This window comes from Rhizobacter sp. (genome assembly GCA_019635355.1).
Lineage (GTDB): Bacteria > Pseudomonadota > Gammaproteobacteria > Burkholderiales > Burkholderiaceae_C > Rhizobacter.
Genome location: JAHBZQ010000001.1, coordinates 4,452,494 through 4,468,106, shown reverse-complemented (window position 1 = coordinate 4,468,106; position 15,613 = coordinate 4,452,494). Strand labels below are relative to the sequence as shown.

The 15,613-nt window shown below is 68.2% G+C and carries 17 protein-coding genes; 6 read left to right on the top strand and 11 right to left on the bottom strand.

The features are described 5' to 3' along the window. Positions 1-693, bottom strand: a complete 693-nt coding sequence (gene yihA / locus KF892_20775) for a ribosome biogenesis GTP-binding protein YihA/YsxC (GenBank protein ID MBX3627457.1) — start codon at positions 691-693, stop codon at positions 1-3. 60 nt (positions 694-753) lie between these two features. On the opposite strand from yihA, the gene KF892_20770 reads away from it, so the two are divergent. From KF892_20770 to KF892_20755, 4 genes are all read left to right on the top strand, one after another. Beyond that, positions 754-1,389, top strand: a complete 636-nt coding sequence (locus tag KF892_20770; GenBank protein MBX3627456.1) for a cytochrome c4 — start codon at positions 754-756, stop codon at positions 1,387-1,389. A 226-nt stretch (positions 1,390-1,615) separates the two neighbouring features. Further along, positions 1,616-1,855 carry a hypothetical protein gene (locus KF892_20765; GenBank protein MBX3627455.1) on the top strand — a complete coding sequence of 80 codons (240 nt, stop codon included), beginning with the start codon at positions 1,616-1,618 and terminating at the stop codon, positions 1,853-1,855. A gap of 88 nt (positions 1,856-1,943) precedes the next feature. Then, the gene (gene msrP / locus KF892_20760) at positions 1,944-2,936 is read left to right on the top strand and encodes a protein-methionine-sulfoxide reductase catalytic subunit MsrP (protein MBX3627454.1); all 993 of its coding nucleotides are present in this window, start codon (positions 1,944-1,946) and stop codon (positions 2,934-2,936) included. A gap of 7 nt (positions 2,937-2,943) precedes the next feature. Further along, the gene (locus tag KF892_20755; GenBank protein MBX3627453.1) at positions 2,944-3,561 is read left to right on the top strand and encodes a sulfoxide reductase heme-binding subunit YedZ; all 618 of its coding nucleotides are present in this window, start codon (positions 2,944-2,946) and stop codon (positions 3,559-3,561) included. A 39-nt stretch (positions 3,562-3,600) separates the two neighbouring features. On the opposite strand, the gene KF892_20750 is transcribed toward KF892_20755, so the two are convergent. The 6 genes from KF892_20750 to KF892_20725 all read right to left on the bottom strand — a co-directional run bounded on the left by KF892_20750 (position 3,601) and on the right by KF892_20725 (position 9,823). After that, the gene (locus KF892_20750) at positions 3,601-4,560 is read right to left on the bottom strand and encodes an ABC transporter substrate-binding protein (protein ID MBX3627452.1); all 960 of its coding nucleotides are present in this window, start codon (positions 4,558-4,560) and stop codon (positions 3,601-3,603) included. Between the two features lie 44 nt (positions 4,561-4,604). Then, on the bottom strand, positions 4,605-5,600 hold the full coding sequence (locus tag KF892_20745) for an NAD(P)-dependent oxidoreductase (protein MBX3627451.1): 996 nt from the start codon (positions 5,598-5,600) through the stop codon (positions 4,605-4,607). Positions 5,601-5,603: 3 nt separating this feature from the next. Beyond that, positions 5,604-6,707, bottom strand: coding sequence for an ABC transporter ATP-binding protein (locus tag KF892_20740; GenBank protein MBX3627450.1), 1,104 nt, complete (start codon positions 6,705-6,707; stop codon positions 5,604-5,606). 2 nt (positions 6,708-6,709) lie between these two features. Then, positions 6,710-7,597, bottom strand: coding sequence for a carbohydrate ABC transporter permease (locus tag KF892_20735; GenBank protein MBX3627449.1), 888 nt, complete (start codon positions 7,595-7,597; stop codon positions 6,710-6,712). Further along, positions 7,590-8,429 (bottom strand): sugar ABC transporter permease, encoded by an 840-nt coding sequence (locus KF892_20730; GenBank protein ID MBX3627448.1) that lies wholly within the window; start codon positions 8,427-8,429, stop codon positions 7,590-7,592. Before KF892_20730 ends, KF892_20735 begins: the two co-directional genes overlap by 8 nt. 128 nt (positions 8,430-8,557) lie before the next feature. Continuing rightward, on the bottom strand, positions 8,558-9,823 hold the full coding sequence (locus KF892_20725; protein ID MBX3627447.1) for a carbohydrate ABC transporter substrate-binding protein: 1,266 nt from the start codon (positions 9,821-9,823) through the stop codon (positions 8,558-8,560). A gap of 171 nt (positions 9,824-9,994) precedes the next feature. Here KF892_20725 and KF892_20720 point away from each other — a divergent pair, with 171 nt between their 5' ends. Both KF892_20720 and KF892_20715 read left to right on the top strand, forming a co-directional pair. After that, positions 9,995-10,753 carry a response regulator gene (locus tag KF892_20720; GenBank protein ID MBX3627446.1) on the top strand — a complete coding sequence of 253 codons (759 nt, stop codon included), beginning with the start codon at positions 9,995-9,997 and terminating at the stop codon, positions 10,751-10,753. Beyond that, complete coding sequence (locus tag KF892_20715; GenBank protein ID MBX3627445.1) at positions 10,725-12,218, top strand: hypothetical protein; 1,494 nt, start codon at positions 10,725-10,727, stop codon at positions 12,216-12,218. Before KF892_20720 ends, KF892_20715 begins: the two co-directional genes overlap by 29 nt. Positions 12,219-12,227: 9 nt before the next feature. Here the strand turns inward: KF892_20715 and KF892_20710 are convergent, their stop codons facing one another. The 4 genes from KF892_20710 to KF892_20695 all read right to left on the bottom strand — a co-directional run bounded on the left by KF892_20710 (position 12,228) and on the right by KF892_20695 (position 15,537). After that, complete coding sequence (locus tag KF892_20710) at positions 12,228-13,226, bottom strand: Gfo/Idh/MocA family oxidoreductase (GenBank protein MBX3627444.1); 999 nt, start codon at positions 13,224-13,226, stop codon at positions 12,228-12,230. An 80-nt stretch (positions 13,227-13,306) separates the two neighbouring features. Then, positions 13,307-13,570, bottom strand: coding sequence for a hypothetical protein (locus KF892_20705; protein MBX3627443.1), 264 nt, complete (start codon positions 13,568-13,570; stop codon positions 13,307-13,309). Positions 13,571-13,669: 99 nt separating this feature from the next. Then, the gene (locus tag KF892_20700) at positions 13,670-15,145 is read right to left on the bottom strand and encodes a S8 family serine peptidase (GenBank protein ID MBX3627442.1); all 1,476 of its coding nucleotides are present in this window, start codon (positions 15,143-15,145) and stop codon (positions 13,670-13,672) included. After that, positions 15,142-15,537 carry a carboxymuconolactone decarboxylase family protein gene (locus KF892_20695; protein ID MBX3627441.1) on the bottom strand — a complete coding sequence of 132 codons (396 nt, stop codon included), beginning with the start codon at positions 15,535-15,537 and terminating at the stop codon, positions 15,142-15,144. The genes KF892_20700 and KF892_20695 overlap by 4 nt, the downstream gene beginning before the upstream one ends. Positions 15,538-15,613 lie beyond the last annotated feature (76 nt).

Genomic DNA, 15,613 nt, shown 5'->3' with positions numbered 1-15,613 from the left:
TCAGGCGGCGTGCACCCAGTCGTGCAGAACGCAGGCCGCATCGCCCACGCCCGATTTCTTGAGCGCCGAGAAGAGCGACATGCTCACGTCGGCCTCGTCGGTCGACACCTCGCCCAGCACTGCCTGCGCCGCTTCCAGGGCCTCGTTCGCCTCGCTTCGATTGAGCTTGTCGGCCTTGGTCAGGAGCACCAGCAACTTGACCGAGCCGTTGCCCACCCGCGAGGCCACGAACTCCAGCAGCTGGCGGTCGAGGTCGGTGAAACCCAGGCGCGAATCGACCATCAGCACCACGCCGGTGAGGCTGCGGCGCAGCTCCAGGTAGTCGGCCATGACCTTTTGCCAGCGCCGCTTGGCGTCCTTGGCCACGGCTGCGTAACCGTAGCCCGGCAGGTCGGCGAACAAGGCGTCGGGCGCCGTTTTCGGGCCGAGCTCGAAGAGGTTGATGTGCTGCGTGCGGCCCGGCGTCTTGGAGGCGAAGGCGAGCCGTTTCTGCTGCGTGAGCGTGTTGATCGCCGTCGATTTGCCGGCGTTCGAGCGGCCGACGAAAGCGATCTCGGGCAGCTCGGTGGCGGGCAGCTGGTGCAGCTGGCTTGCGGTGGTGAGGAAGCGCGCGGTGTGCGTCCAGGCCAGGGCGGCGCGCTCGGCGTCCTCGGGTGCGTCGACCGAAGGGTTGGAATTGTTTTGTTCGGTCATGGAGAGGCCCAAAGCCCGGCATTGTAAAATCCCCGGGTTTTGCATCAAAAGACCGAGCCCATGAAGCCCTTCGCCACCTTGTCCTCCTTGCTGATTGCTTGTGCTGCGGGTGCCTTCTTCGCACCTGCGATGGCCGCCACCCCGGCCGCCCCCGCCAAGCCCGATCCCGCCAAGGGCCAGGAGCTGTCCACCAAGGTCTGTGGCGCCTGCCACACCGCCGACGGCTCGCGCGGCGCTCCCGCCAACCCCATCCTCCAGGGCCAGCACCCCGAATACATCGTCAAGCAGTTGGCCGAGTTCAAGGAAGGCAAGCGCGCCAACCCGGTCATGCAAGGCATGGCCGCGCCGCTCTCCGACGCCGACATGAAGAACGTGGCCGCCTTCTACGCCGGCGTGCAGCCCAAGCCCGGCTTTGCCAAGAGCAAGGACACCGTCGCCCTGGGCGAGAAGATCTACCGCGGTGGCATCGCCGAGCGCAACGTGCCGGCCTGTTCGGGCTGCCACGGCCCCACGGGCTCGGGCTTGCCCTCGCAGTACCCGCGCCTGCGCGGCCAGCATGCCGACTACACCGAAGCCCAGCTCAAGGCCTTCCGCGACGGTGGCCGCAAGAACAGCCCGCAGATGACCGGCGTGGTCGCCAAGATGAACGACAAGGAGCTGAAGGCCGTGTCGGACTACATCGCCGGCATGCGCTGAACGCCGCAACCGCACAAATACGAGGCCGGTCACTGACCGGCCTTTTTGTTTGCCGCGCCGCAGCACCTGTGCCTATAGTGTGGCCACCGACACTCCTGTCTGCGCCATGCCCTACATCCGCCGCGGCCCCGACGGTTCCATCGAAAGCCTGCACCGCCACGACCACGGCGGCATGGAGTTCCTGCCCGAAGGCCACAGCGACCTGATGGCTTTCGTGGGGCACAACATGCAGACCAACAGCGAGTTCGGCCGGCTCGACGCCGACTTCGTGCGCGTGATCGAAGACGTGATCGACACGCTCATCGTCAAGAACATCATCAACATCACCGACCTGCCGGGCGAAGCCCAGGCCAAGCTCTTCGCCCGCAAGAGCTTCCGCGAGCGGGTGTCGCGCAACTCGCTGCGGCTCTTCTCCGACACCCAGTTCGGCACCGTCATCGACGACACCAACTTCAGCGATCTCTGAGCAAGCCCGCTCGCCAGCACCTGATGTGAACCAGTTGTAAGCTCCGCCGCTCCAAAAGCGACCGAGCGGTATCTGCACAGGAGCTGTCATGCATTTCCACCCCGACCGAGGCTTTCACCACAAGGTCGCCTCCGAGATCACCCCTCGCGAGGTCTACGAGCGCCGCCGCGAACTGCTCAAGCTGATCGCCGTCGGCGGTGGCGGCATGGCGCTCGCCGCCTGGGCCGCGCGCGACGCCCATGCCCAGACCGCCCGCCCCGGCAAGCTGGCCGCCCTGCCCGCCACGCGCAGCGGAATCGCCGGCGGCGTGACGATGGACAAGCTCACGCCCTACAGCGACGTCATCAGCTACAACAACTTCTACGAATTCGGCACCGGCAAAGGCGACCCGGTGCAAAACGCCGGCAAGCTCAAGACCCGCCCGTGGACGGTGGCCGTCGAAGGCGAGGTGAAGAAGCCCAAGGTCTACGACATCGACGAGCTGCTCAAGCTCGCGCCGATGGAAGAGCGCATCTACCGCCTGCGCTGCGTCGAAGGCTGGTCGATGGTGATCCCTTGGGTGGGCTATTCGCTGTCGGAGCTCATCAAGCGCGTGGAGCCCACCGGCAACGCCAAGTTCGTCGAGTTCACGACGCTCGCCGACGACCGGCAGATGCCCGGCGTCGGCTCGCGCGTGCTCGACTGGCCGTATGTGGAAGGCCTGCGCCTGGATGAGGCGATGAACCCGCTCACGCTGATGGCCTTCGGCCTCTACGGCGAGGTGCTGCCCAGCCAGAACGGCGCGCCGCTGCGCATCGCCGTGCCCTGGAAATACGGCTTCAAGAGCGGCAAGTCGATCGTCAAGATCCGCTTCACCGAGAAGCAGCCCAACACCTCGTGGAACTTGGCTGCGGCGCAGGAGTACGGTTTCTATTCCAACGTCAACCCAAAGGTCGACCACCCGCGCTGGAGCCAGGCCACCGAGCGGCGCATCGGCGAAGACGGTGTCTTCGCGAAGAAGCGGCCCACGCTGATGTTCAACGGCTACGAGCCGCAGGTGGGGCAGCTCTACGCCGGCATGAACCTGGTCAAGAACTACTGACCCACGCATGCCACCAGGTCGTTCCCCCTGGCTGCACCCTGCAGCCAAGCCGCTGCTGTTCGTCGTTTGCGCCCTGCCCTTCGCGTGGTTGCTCTATGGCGCGTTCGCCGACACGCTGGGCCCCAACCCGGCCGAGGCGCTGATCCGCGGCACCGGCGACTGGACGCTGCGCTTCCTGTGCATCACGCTCGCCGTCACGCCTTTGCGCGTGATGACGAAGCAGCCGGCGCTCGCACGCTTTCGCCGCATGCTCGGGCTCTTCGCCTTCTTCTACGCGGTGCTGCACTTCCTGTCGTATGGCTGGCTCGACATGGGCTTCGACCTCGACGCCATCGTGCGCGACATTCCCAAGCGCCCGTTTGCGCTCGTCGGCTTCCTCGCGCTGCTGCTGATGGTGCCGCTGGCCGCCACCTCGTTCAACCGCGCGATCAAGGCGCTGGGCGCGAAACGCTGGCAGATGCTGCACAAGCTCGTCTATGCCGTCGTGCTGCTCGGGCTCCTGCACTTCTTCTGGATGCGTGCGTCGAAGAACAACCTGGCCGAGGTCGGCGTCTACGCAGTGGTCATCGCGCTGCTGCTCGGCTGGCGCGTCGTGCACGCGTTGAGGCGCAAAAAAGCGGGCTGACCGCGCGCCAGCCCGCAACCGCGCACCTCTCTCGCTTGCTCAGTACTTCCGGTTCGGGAATTCCTTGGCCGCCACCTCGGCGGGGAAGACTCCCTCGATCGTCTTGATCCAGCGCGGCAGCGGTTCGCCGGCCGCGGCCTTCTTCGATGCGTCCATGAGCTGCGGCCCGAGCAGCGGACTGCACTCCACGCTCACGTTCATCTTGCCGGCGATCATGGCTTCGAAGGCACCCTTCACTGCATCGACGCCGATGACGAGGATGTCCTTGCCCGGCTTGAGCCCGGCTTCCTCGATGGCCTGGATGGCGCCGATGGCCATGTCGTCGTTGTGCGCGTAGAGCACGTTGATCTTCTTCGCGTCGGCCTTGAGGAAGGCTTCCATCACCTCCTTGCCCTTGGCACGGGTGAAGTCGCCGGTCTGCGAGCGGATGATCTTGTAGCGCGGGTTGGTCTTGATGACCTCCTCGAAGCCCTTCTTGCGGTCGTTGGCCGGGTCGGAGCCCACCGTGCCCTGCAGCTCGACGATGTTGACGTCGCCCTGCGTCGACTTGGTGTGATCGAGCAGCCAGCGCGCCGCACGCCGCCCTTCCTCCACGAAGTCGGAGCCGACGAAGGTGGTCCAGGTCGAGGTGTCCTTCACCTCCACGTTGCGGCTTTCCAGGATCACCGGGATCTTGGCGCGCTTCGCTTCCATCAGCACCGTGTCCCAGCCGGTGGTCACGAGCGGCGCGAGGATGATCACGTCGACCTTCTGCGCAATGAAGCTTCGGATGGCCTTGATCTGGTTCTCCTGCTTCTGCTGCGCATCCGAGAACTTGAGCTCCACGCCAGCGTCCTTGGCCGCCTGCTTGATGGACTCGGTGTTGGCCGTGCGCCACTCGCTTTCGGCGCCGGTCTGCGCAAAGCCGATCACGAGTTTCTTGGCCGCGAGCGACACGCCATGCGCGCCCAGGGCCAGGGTGGCCGCCATCGCCAGCAGCGTGCGGCGATTCGGTTTCAATGTCTCCATTCCAGTCTCCTTCTGTCGTCTTGGGGATGAACACCTCATCCGGGGTACCACACCACGCGCGGGTCGTCGGGTGAACGTTCATACGACCAGGCCGCCTCGACCATGCGCGCGAGGTCATATCGCGGCCGCCAGTCGAGCAGCAGCCGCGCCTTGCGGTTGTCGAGCCAGGTCGAGTGGTAGGGCGTGCGGATGGGCACGAGCGGCAGGCCGCGCGTGCGCGCCAGGTAGTCACCGAGCTCGCCGTAGTCGACGGGTTCGTCCATGCACACATGCAGGAGCTGCTGGTGCACGCGCGGGTTGTCGAGCGCGAGCAGCAGGGCCGACACCAGATCGTCCACGTGCACGAAGTTGCGCTTCACCGGCCGGCCTTCGGCGTCGAGCATCACCGGCACCGCGCCGGTCTGCCGGTGGCGCTCGGCTTCTTCCTTGCTCACGAGATCACACCAGCGCGGCCCGCCGAACACGTCGTCGCCAAAGGAGAGCTGGCACTTGAAGTCGTCCTTCTCCATGATCCACGGCGCACGCAGGCAGCAGCCGTTGAGCCCGTACTGGATCTGGTACTGCTCGAGCATCACCTCCTCCAGCACTTTCGAAAGCGCATAACAGCCGGGGTAGGCGCTGTGCGGTATCTCCTCGGTGACGGGGGCGCTGCGGGGGTAGAAGAAGTGGCCGATGGCCGCATCGCCACCCACCAGCACGAACTGCTTCAGGCTCGCACTCGTCCGCGCCGCCTCCAGCAGCCAGAACATGCCCTTCACCGCCACGTCCATCACCTCGTCGGGTGTTTCCTTCGAGGTGGCGAGGTGCAGCACGTGGGTCACGCCCTCCATCGCGCGGTCGACGTCCGCGCGGTCCTGCATCGCGCCTTTCACCACCTCCAGCCGGGGCTTCGGCGGCAGCGTGCGCTTGTGGCACAAGGCGCGCACGCGAAAGTGCGTGAAGCCCGGGTCGGCCAGCAGGCGCGCGATGAAGGCCTGGCCGACCTTGCCGGCCGCGCCAGTGACGAGCAGAAGAGATTCGGTGTGTGTCATGGCTCAGATCCTGTCGCCGGTCACGGGGTCAAACACGCTCGCCCGCGCGGTGTCGACCACCATGCGCACCGTGTCGCCCGGCAACACCGGCGAGTTGGGGTGTGTGCGCGCCACCATGCGCACGCCGGCCCAGTCGAAGAAGAGCATGGTGTCGGTGCCGGTGGGCTCGACCACGTCGACGCGGCACGCGAACTGCGCCGCATCGCCTTGCCCGGCCTCGGCGGGCGCCAGGTGCTCGGGCCGCAGGCCCAGCACCACCTCGCCACCCAGCCGGTCGGCATGGCGGCCGTTGGCACGCGGCAGTGGGAAGAAGGCCCGCTCGCCGCCCTGCTCGCCCACGTGCACGCCCAGCACGTCGCCCTGCTGGATGAGCGTGGCCGGCAGGAAGTTCATGGCCGGCGAGCCGATGAAGTCGGCCACGAACATGTTGGCTGGCGTGTCGTACACCGTCTTCGGATCGGCACACTGCTGCAGCACGCCGTCGCGCATCACCGCGATGCGGCTCGCGAGCGTCATCGCCTCGATCTGGTCGTGCGTGACGTACACCGCCGAGGTGCCCAGGCGCTGGTGCAGGCGCTTGATCTCGGTGCGCATCTCCAGGCGCAGCTTGGCGTCGAGGTTCGACAGCGGCTCGTCGAAGAGGAAGATCGACGGGTCGCGCACCATCGCGCGGCCCATCGCCACGCGCTGGCGCTGGCCGCCCGAGAGCTGGCCGGGCTTGCGGTCGAGCAGCTGCTCGATCTGCAGCAGCGAGGCCACGCGTTTCAAGGCCGCATCGCGCTCGGCTTTCGCGGCGCCGCGCATCTTCAAGCCGAAGGTGATGTTGCGCTCGACCGTCATGTTCGGGTAGAGCGCATACGACTGGAACACCATCGCGATGTCGCGGTCCTTCGGGTGCACGTCGTTGACGCTCTTGCGGTCGATGCGGATCTCGCCTTCGGTGATGGGCTCGAGGCCGGCGATGAGGTTGAGCAGCGTCGACTTGCCGCAGCCCGAGGGGCCGACCAGCACGAGGAATTCGCCATCCTCGACGGAGAGCGACACGTCCTTCACGATGGGCTGGCGCCCGAAGGACTTCGACACGTTCACGAGTTCCAGAGAAGCCACGTTCAACCCTTCACGGCGCCCGCGGTCAGGCCGCGGACGAAATACTTGCCAGCCAGGAAATAGACCACCAGCGTCGGCAGCCCGGTGATGACCGCCGCGGCCATGTCGACGTCGTATCGCTTGGTGGCCTGCGAGGTCTTCACGAGGTTGTTGAGGGCGACGGTGATGGTCTGGCCCGGCCCGTCGGTCAGCGTGGCGGCGAAGAGGAAGTCGTTCCAGATCTGCGTGAACTGCCAGATCACCGTCACCACGAAGATGGGCGCCGAGATCGGCAGCAGGATGTGCCAGAACACACCGAAGAAGCCCGCGCCGTCGATGGTGGCGGCCTTCACCAGCTCGCGTGGCAGCGTCACGTAGTAGTTGCGGAAGAAGAGCGTGGTGAAGCCGAGGCCGTAGACGATGTAGGCCGTCATCACGCCCCAGCCGGTGCTGCTGCCCATGCCCAGCGCGCCCAGCAGTTGCGCCAGCGGCAGGATCACCGCCTGGAACGGAATGAAGCAGCTGAAGAGCAAGAGGCCGAAGAGCAGGTTGGCGCCACGGAACGGCCACATGGTGAGCGCATAGCCGTTGATGGCACCGATGAGCGTGGAGATCACCACCGCCGGCAGCACCACCGCGAGCGAGTTGGCGAAGTAGGGCTTCATGCCGCCGCAATTGACGCTGATGCAGACCTCGCTCCAGGTCATGCGCCAGGTGTCCCAGCTCAGGAAGCGAGGCAACGCGAAGAGCGAGCTCTCGCGCATTTCGTCGGGCGGCTTGAACGAGGTGGCGAGCATCACGTAGAGCGGCGCCAGGTAGTAGGCGGCGAAGAGCAGCAGCAACGCATAGAGGCCGTAGCGCCCCAGACGCGCGCCCGGTGTCGCCGAGTACGCCGAGCGGAACTCAGTCATGTCGCCTCCCCGGCCGCAGCTCCGAGTAGAGGTAGGGCACCACGATCGCCATCACCGTGCACAGCATCATCACGGCCGTGGCCGAGCCCACCGCGATGTTGTTGCGCTGGAAACTCATCGCGTACATGAAGATCGACGGCAGGTCGGTCGCATAGCCCGGGCCACCGTTGGTCATGGCGATCACGAGGTCGAAGCTCTTCACCGCCAAGTGGGCGAGCACCACGATGGCCGAGAAGAACGCCGGCCGGATCGACGGGATGATGATCCCCCAGTAGATCTGCGGCATGGAGGCGCCGTCCATGTAGGCGGCCTTCACCACGTCCTGGTCGACGCCGCGCAGCGCCGCGAGGAACATCGCCATGATGAGCCCCGAGGTCTGCCACACGCCGGCGATCACGATGGTGTAGATCGCGTAGTCGGGGTCGATGATCCAGTCGAACTTGAAGCCCGTGAAGCCCAGCAGGTGCACCGAGCGCTCGAGCCCGAGGCCCGGGTTGAGCATCCACTTCCACACCGTGCCGGTGACGATGAAACTCAGCGCCATCGGGTACAGGAAGATCGCGCGCAGCGTGCCCTCGAAGCGGATGCGCTGGTCGAGCAGCACCGCGAGCAAGAGGCCGAGCGCCAGGTTGAGCACCATGAAGAGCCCGCCGAAGACCAGCAGGTTGCGGATCGAGACGCCCCAGCGCTCCATCTGCCACAGCCGCGTGTAGGCATCGAAGCCGATCAGCTCGTAGACCGGCATCATGCGCGAGCCGGTGAAGGACATGTAGACCGTCCACGCGATGAAGCCGTAGACGAAGACGAGCGTCACCGCGGCGGTGGGCGCCATGATCAGCGCCGACAGGTTGTGCTGCAGCCAGCGGCGGGCGGTGGCCGCTGCGGGCCGCTGCCGAGCGCCGCCCGCAGCCAGGGGCCGGTGCCGGCTCACGCTCCACGGGGGTGTCGACACGGCGCGTATCACTCCCGCGCCAGCTTGACCGCATCGGCCAGTCGCTTCGCCGCTTCAGCCGAACTCATGTCGGAGTTGAAGTGCTTGGTGACCACGTCGGTCATCGCGCCCTTCACCGCCATCGGCACCGCCATGTCGTGGATGGCCGAGGGCGCGAAGCCGCCCGACTTCACCGTCTTGGCCATGTGTTCGCTGGCCGCGAGCGCGCAGCTGTCGAACTTGTCGAGCTTCATGTCAGTGCGCACCGGGATCGAACCCTTGGCGAGGTTGAAGTTCTCCTGGAAGCGCGGCTCCATCAGGAGCTTGGCGAAGAGCTTCTGCCCGGCCAGGCGGTCGGCGTCCTTGCTCTTGAACATCGCGAAGCTGTCGACGATGAAGAGGAACGCGTTGTCGGTGCCCGGCGGGTTGGCGCAGACGTAGTCGCGGCCCGCCTGCTTGCCCGCCGCGCTCATGTCGCCTTTCACCCAGTCGCCCATGATCTGGAACCCGGCGCTGCCGTTCATGATCATCGCGGTGGCGAGGTTCCAGTCGCGGCCCGAGAAGTTGGGGTCGACGTAGCCACGCAGCTTGCGCATGCGGTCGAACACCTTCTGCATCGTCTCGCCGCCGAGCGCCTTCGGGTCGAGCTCGACCAGCGCCTTCTGGTGGAAGGCCGGCCCGCCTACGCTGATGACGATCACCTCCCAGAGCGAGGCGTCCTGCCAGGCCTGCCCGCCGTGGGCGAGCGGCGTGATGCCCGCCGCCTTGAGCTTGGCCGCGGCGGTGTCGAACTGCTCCCAGGTGGCGGGCATCGTGATGCCCACCTTCTTCAGCACCGCCGGGTTGGCGTACATCCAGTCGAGCCGGTGCACGTTGACCGGCGCGGCCACCCACTGGCCCTTGTACTTCATGGTCGCGGCCACCGATTTCGGCAGCGCCTGCTCCCACTTGCCGGCGGCGGCCACGTCGTCGATGGGCTGCAGCACACCGAGCGCGCCCCACTCCTGGATCAGCGGGCCCTTGAGCTGCACCGACGACGGCGCGTCGCCACCGAGCACACGCGCACGCAGCTTGGTGAGCGCCTCTTCGCTGCTGCCGCCGCCCACCGGCGTGTCGATCCATTTGCCGCCCTGCGATTCCATGTCGTCCTTGAGCGACTTCATCGCCTTGGCCTGGCCGCCGGAGGTCATCCAGTGCAGCACCTCCACCGTGGGCGCGGCCGATACGGCGGTGCCGCTCAGGCACAGGCCCACGGCGCACGCCGCACCCCTGAGCAGATTGCTTGCTTGCCTCATCGTGTTGTCTCCTCGCGCTTGTTGACGCGTCCAGTGCCTGGACTTAATGTGCGCGGCGCCGATGGTGCATTCGCATGGCGGCGGTGTGAGGGTGGCGATGTAACGCCACCGGCGCTCCGGCCCGCGTTGCTACCCAGCGTTACAAAACCACGACGAGACGAGACAAGCCCGATGGAGCGCACGCCCCACATCCTGGTCGTCGACGACGACGTCGAGATCCAGAAGCTCACCAAGCGGCACCTGCAGGAGTTCGGCTTCCTCGTCACGGTGGCGGGCAACGGGCGCGAGATGTTCAAGGCGCTGAAGGAATGGCGCATCGACCTCGTCGTGCTGGACGTGCTCATGCCCGGGCAGGACGGCTTCGCGCTCTGCCGCGAGCTGCGCACCACCACGCAGCTGCCGGTGATCATGGTGACGGCGCTGCGCGACGAGGCCGACCGTGTGATCGGCCTCGAGCTCGGGGCCGACGACTACCTCGTCAAGCCCTTCGGCCCGCGCGAGCTGATGGCGCGCATCAAGGCCGTTCTGCGCCGCACACAAAGCCCCGGCAAGAGCGCCAACCACGCCGACGCGGCCATCGTCGCCTACAGCTTCGCCGGCTGGCGCCTCAACATGGTCGAGCGCGAGCTGCAATCGCGCGATGGCACGGTGGTGCCGCTGTCCACGCGCGAGTTCGCACTCCTCACCACCTTCGTCGAGCACCCGCAGCGCCCGCTGAGCCGCGAGCAGCTGGCCGACCTGGTGGCTGGCCGCGACAGCGGCCCCTTCGACCGCAGCATCGACATCCTCGTTTCGCGCCTGCGCCGCAAGGTGGAAGACGGCGGCAAGGAGCCCACGCTCATCAAGACCGTGCGCGGCGAGGGCTACCAGCTCTGCGCCGAGGTGCAGCGCCACCACCGCCATGGCCAACCCGACACGGCGCTGGGCTGATCTGCTGCCCAGCTCACTGGGCGGGCGCATCCTCGCGCTGCAGCTCGCCGGCGCGGCGACGATCCTCGGCGTGGGCGCGCTGTGCGCCGCCGAATGGAGCGAGCGCGAACGCGATGCCGCACGCGCCGACCTCGCCGGCTGGGCGGTGCACGACGCGATGATGCAGGCCCTCGACGGCCGCGCGCCCTCGGGCGAATTCGGCAGCTCCACGGTGGTGGTGCGGCACGGCCCCGGCCCGTTGCCCGCCGGCTTCACGGTGCAGCAGCGCCTGCCGGCGCCGCCCTCGCCACCGGCCACGCTCGTGCCGAGCGAGGTGACGCTGTGGCTCCAGGCCGGCGGCCTCGCCGAACGCACGCACGCGGCGCTCGAAGCAGCGCCCACCGCACGCACCTACTTCACGCTGCTCTCGCGCGAGCTGGCCGCGCTCAACCGCGAGAGCCAGCTCGTGGTGACGCTCCCGCAAGGCCCGGGCGTGCTGCGCCGCGAGGTGTCGACCCTGCGCTTCGAGAGCCCCTCGCTGTGGCGCGACCGCATGCCGCCGGTGAGCGTGCTGCTGAGCGCGCTGGCGGCGCTTGGCGCGGTGTTCGTCGCACTCGGCGTGGCTTCGCGCGCGCTGGCGCAGCCCATCCACACGCTCGCAAGCTCCATCGACGCGCGTGGCGAAGAGGTGCAGGTGCCGCCGCTGCCCGAGACGGGCCCGGTGGAAGCGCGCGCGATGGCACGTGCCGACAACCGCCTGCGCACGCGCCTGGCTTCGGTGCTGGCCGACCAGACGCGCATGCTCGCGGCCGTCTCGCACGACTTGCGCACGCCCAGCACCCGTCTGCGCCTGCGCGCCGAGCTGGTGGCCGAGGGCGAGCTGCGCGAGGCGCTGCTGCGCGACCTCGACGAGATGGACGAGATGCTCACCGAGGTGCTGGAGTTCCTGTCGCACGAGGTGCGCGAGGAGGCGGTGAAATCGGTCGACCTCACCGCGCTGCTGCAATCGGTGTGCGACGACTATGCCGACCTCGGGCGGCCGGTCACCTTCTCCGAGCCGCCGCCGCTCACCTTCCATGGCGTGCCCACGCTCTTCGCATCGACCCAGCAGACGCACGTGTTCCAGCACGCGCGCAAGGTGCGCCAGAGCTGCCGGCCCAACGCGCTGCGGCGTGCGCTGTGCAACCTGATCGACAACGCGCTCAAGTACGGCCACCGCGCCGACGTGCAGCTCGACGCCGGCGGCGACGCGGTGCGCATCGCAGTGCACGACGCCGGCCCCGGCATTCCCGAGGACGAGATGGAGAAGGTCTTCCTGCCGCTGTACCGGCTGGAGTCGTCTCGGCAGCGCAGCACGGGTGGCATCGGCCTGGGCCTGGCGATCGTCAAGGCGGTGGTCGCAGCGCACCACGGGCGCATCGAGCTGCGCAACCGGCCCGAGGGCGGGCTGGTCGTGAGCATGGAGCTGCCGCGGTCGCTGGCCTGAGGCGCCGCCTCAGACGCCTTCCCAGGCGCCGGATTTTTCCGAGCGGAACATCGCATCGATGATGCGCATGTTCTGCACCGCATCGTCCACGCCATAGGGCAGCGCCAACTCACCGCGGATCACCTTCGAGAACGCATCGCCCTGCAGCGCGTACTGGTCGCAGGGCGGCAGCGTCTCGGCCTGTGCCGAGGCGTCGGCGAGCCGGCTGCCGTCGTCGAGGAAGATCTGCACCGGCTCGCCTTGTGGCGCGTTGAACGGGATGCGCAGCTCCAGGCGCTTCTTCGAGCCGAAGAGCTGCAGGCGCTGGAAGGGCACGCTCTGCGTCGAGACCGAGAAGCTGAGCTGGCGCCCCGCGCCGAAGTCGGCCAGCGCGCTCACGCTGCGGTCGACGCCGAAGCGCGGATCGCGGTCGACGAGCGCCATCACACGCACCGGCTCGGCCTCGAAGAAGAAGCGCCCCGCCACGATCGGGTAGCAGCCGATGTCGAGCAGCGCACCGCCGCCGATGTCGGGCAGGTTGCGGATGTTGGCCGGGTCTTCGTTGAAGTACGAGAACGCGCCCTGCACCGAGCGCAGCTCGCCCAGCAGGCCGCTCCTCACGATCTCGCGCGCCCGCAGCCACTGCAGGTGGAAGCGCACCATGAAGGCTTCCATCACGTGCACACGCCCCGCCACCTCGCGCAGCTGCGCGGCCTCGTCGGCGGTGATGGCGATGGGCTTCTCGCACAGCACGTGCTTGCCGGCCCGCGCCGCGGCCAGCGTGAGCGGCACGTGCAGGTGGTTGGGCAAGGGGTTGTAGACGGCCTCGATCGACGGGTCTTCGAGCAGCGCTTCGTAGCGGCCATAAGCGAGCGGGATGCCCAGCTCGTTGGCCGCCGCGCGCGCCGTGGCGTCGCTGCGCGAGGCAATGGCGCGCACCTCGCACCACTCGCTTTTCTGAAGGCCGGGGATCACCTTGGCGGTGCCGATGCGTGCCGTGCTGAGCACACCCCATTGGACTTTCTTCATGCGCCGGTCTCCGTCTGTGTTCGCGACGGCGCGCAGTATGCGCCCCGGCCGGTTTCAGGCCGGGTACGAAATCGGGGAGATCAGCGGCGGCGGCCGCGGGCGGCGGCCCGCACGCTCGGCCGTGGCACCGCGGGCAGCGGCGTCATCGCCTCGGCGTTCATCTGCCACTCGGGCAGCAGGTGCTCGAGGCTGCGCGCCACGCGGGCACTGGCTTCCACCAGCAGCATGTCGGGCGCGTCGTCGATCACCTTGGCCCCGGCGCGCACCACCACCTCGGCCGTGTCCACCCCCGACTCGGCATGGCGAGGCGTGGTGCCGGCGTAACGCAAGACGTAGCGGCTCATGGGGGTGGAGATGGGGGCGTGGGGACGAAAGAAAACAGCGTGCTCATGATACGCGCCGGCCCTTTCCGCAGCATGACGCAGGGCAAGGCGGCGCGTCGACTATTGCGCAAGCCCCGCCCCCTGCGCGAGCGGCGGCAAGCCCATGTCGCGCGCCGCGGCCAGGGCCAGCTTGACGATCGCGTCCGCCCGGTCGGCATCGCGCGGCATCGCCAGCGTCGCTGCATCGGCGGCCAGCCGGCGAGCGAGCGCTCCCGTCACCGCCGGGCAGGCCATCGAGGTGCCGTCCATCACGCCGAAGCGGTCATGCGGGATGCACGAGATCACGCCCACGCCCGGCCCGGCGAGGTCGATCTCGGGACCGGTGTTGGAGAAGTCGGCGATGAAGCTCTGCTCCTTGCCGATGGGCTCGGTGACGGTCTGCACCTGCATCGCGCCGGCCGGCCAGGCGCCCTTGAAGCCGAGCGCCGAGATCGACACCGCCAGCGGGTGCCGCGCCGGCCAGGCCACCGGCCCGCCCTCGTTGCCCGAGGCGATCACGCAGACCACGCCCTTGGCGCGCGCCGCCTTGATCGCCTCGCTCGTGGTCGGGTCGTCGGGGCCGCCACCCAGGCTCAGGTTGAGCAGGTCGCAGCCATCAGCCACCGCGCGGTCGATGGCCTTGGCGATGGCGAAGCTCGACGCGCCCTCGGCACCCTTGCCGAACACCCGGTACGCCCGCAGCGTGACCGCGGGCGACACGCCGAGAAAGCCGCCCGCGTTGCCGTTGGCCGCGATGATCCCGGCCACGTGCGTGCCGTGCACATGGCTGTCGGACCAGTCGGCCGGGTCCTCGCCCGTCACCGCGTTCATGCCGCCCGCCACCGTGAGCGAGGCATGCGGGCCGACGCCCGTGTCGATCACGCCCACCGTCACGCCACGGCCATCGGCCGGCGCGCGCCGGGGGTAGGCCTTGGCCCGAGAGTCGATGAAGTCGAGCGCGATGGCCGGCACCTCGATCGTGCCGGCGCGCAGCGGCCAGTTGCGCAGCAGCACCGGCCAAGCGCTGTGGGCCGGGTACACGTAGACACGCTCCAGCACCTTCACCGAGCGCGGGAACTCCAGGTTCACCTGCCCCCGCGCAGTGGTCGTGCCCTGCCCGCCCCTGCCGGCCGCGAAGTCGCTGAAGGCGATCACGTCGACGTCGCGCAGCGCCTGCCCGGTCTCCTTCAGCACGACCTTGAGCGTGTGCCGCTCCAGCACCGTGCGCGTGCCGAACATCTGGATGCTCTCGATGATGCGCGGCCGTGGCGCGCGCGCCTTGCGGTAGAACACCTCGGGCACCACACGCAGCCCGGGCTGCTCGCGCTTCAGGCGCATCAGCGCCACGTCGGACATCGCCACCAGCTTCGCGCCATTGGCGTGGATCGAATCGAGCACCGTGAAGCGGGCCACCCTCGGCGGCGGTGGCACCTCGAGGCGCCGTGGCCCGTGCTCGGCCATCGTGGTGAGGAAGGTCTCGATGGCCGCGGTGTTGTGCGGCTCATCGGTCGTGAAGCCGCGCGTGGGCAACAAGACAAAACGCAGCATCAGGCTCATCCCTGCTCCTTGAACTGCAGGCCCTCGGCCGCCATCCATTCCTCGGCGGCACGAAACGCGGCCGACGTCACCGGCACGCCGGCATACGGCGCCACGTGCAGCAGCACCTCGCGCAGCTCGGCGAGCGTGGCGCCGTTGTTCAACGCGCCGCGCAGGTGGCCCTTGAGTTCATGCGTGTGGCCGAGCGCGGCGAGCATGGCCACGGTGCAGAGGCTGCGCTCCTTGAGCGTGAGGCCGTCGCGCAGCCAGGTCGAGCCCCAGGCCTGGTCGTTGACGTGGTCTTGCAGCGGCCGCGTGAAGGCGGAAGCCTGCGAGAGCGCGCGGTCGACGAACGCGTCGCCCATCACTTCGCGGCGGCGCTGCTCGCCAGGCGATCGGGTCGAAGAGTGCATGAGTGGGTCCCTGTGCAGTGTGCGAATGGCGGCATTGTGATCGCGCTTGTCATCCTCACGATGGACAAGCGAATGC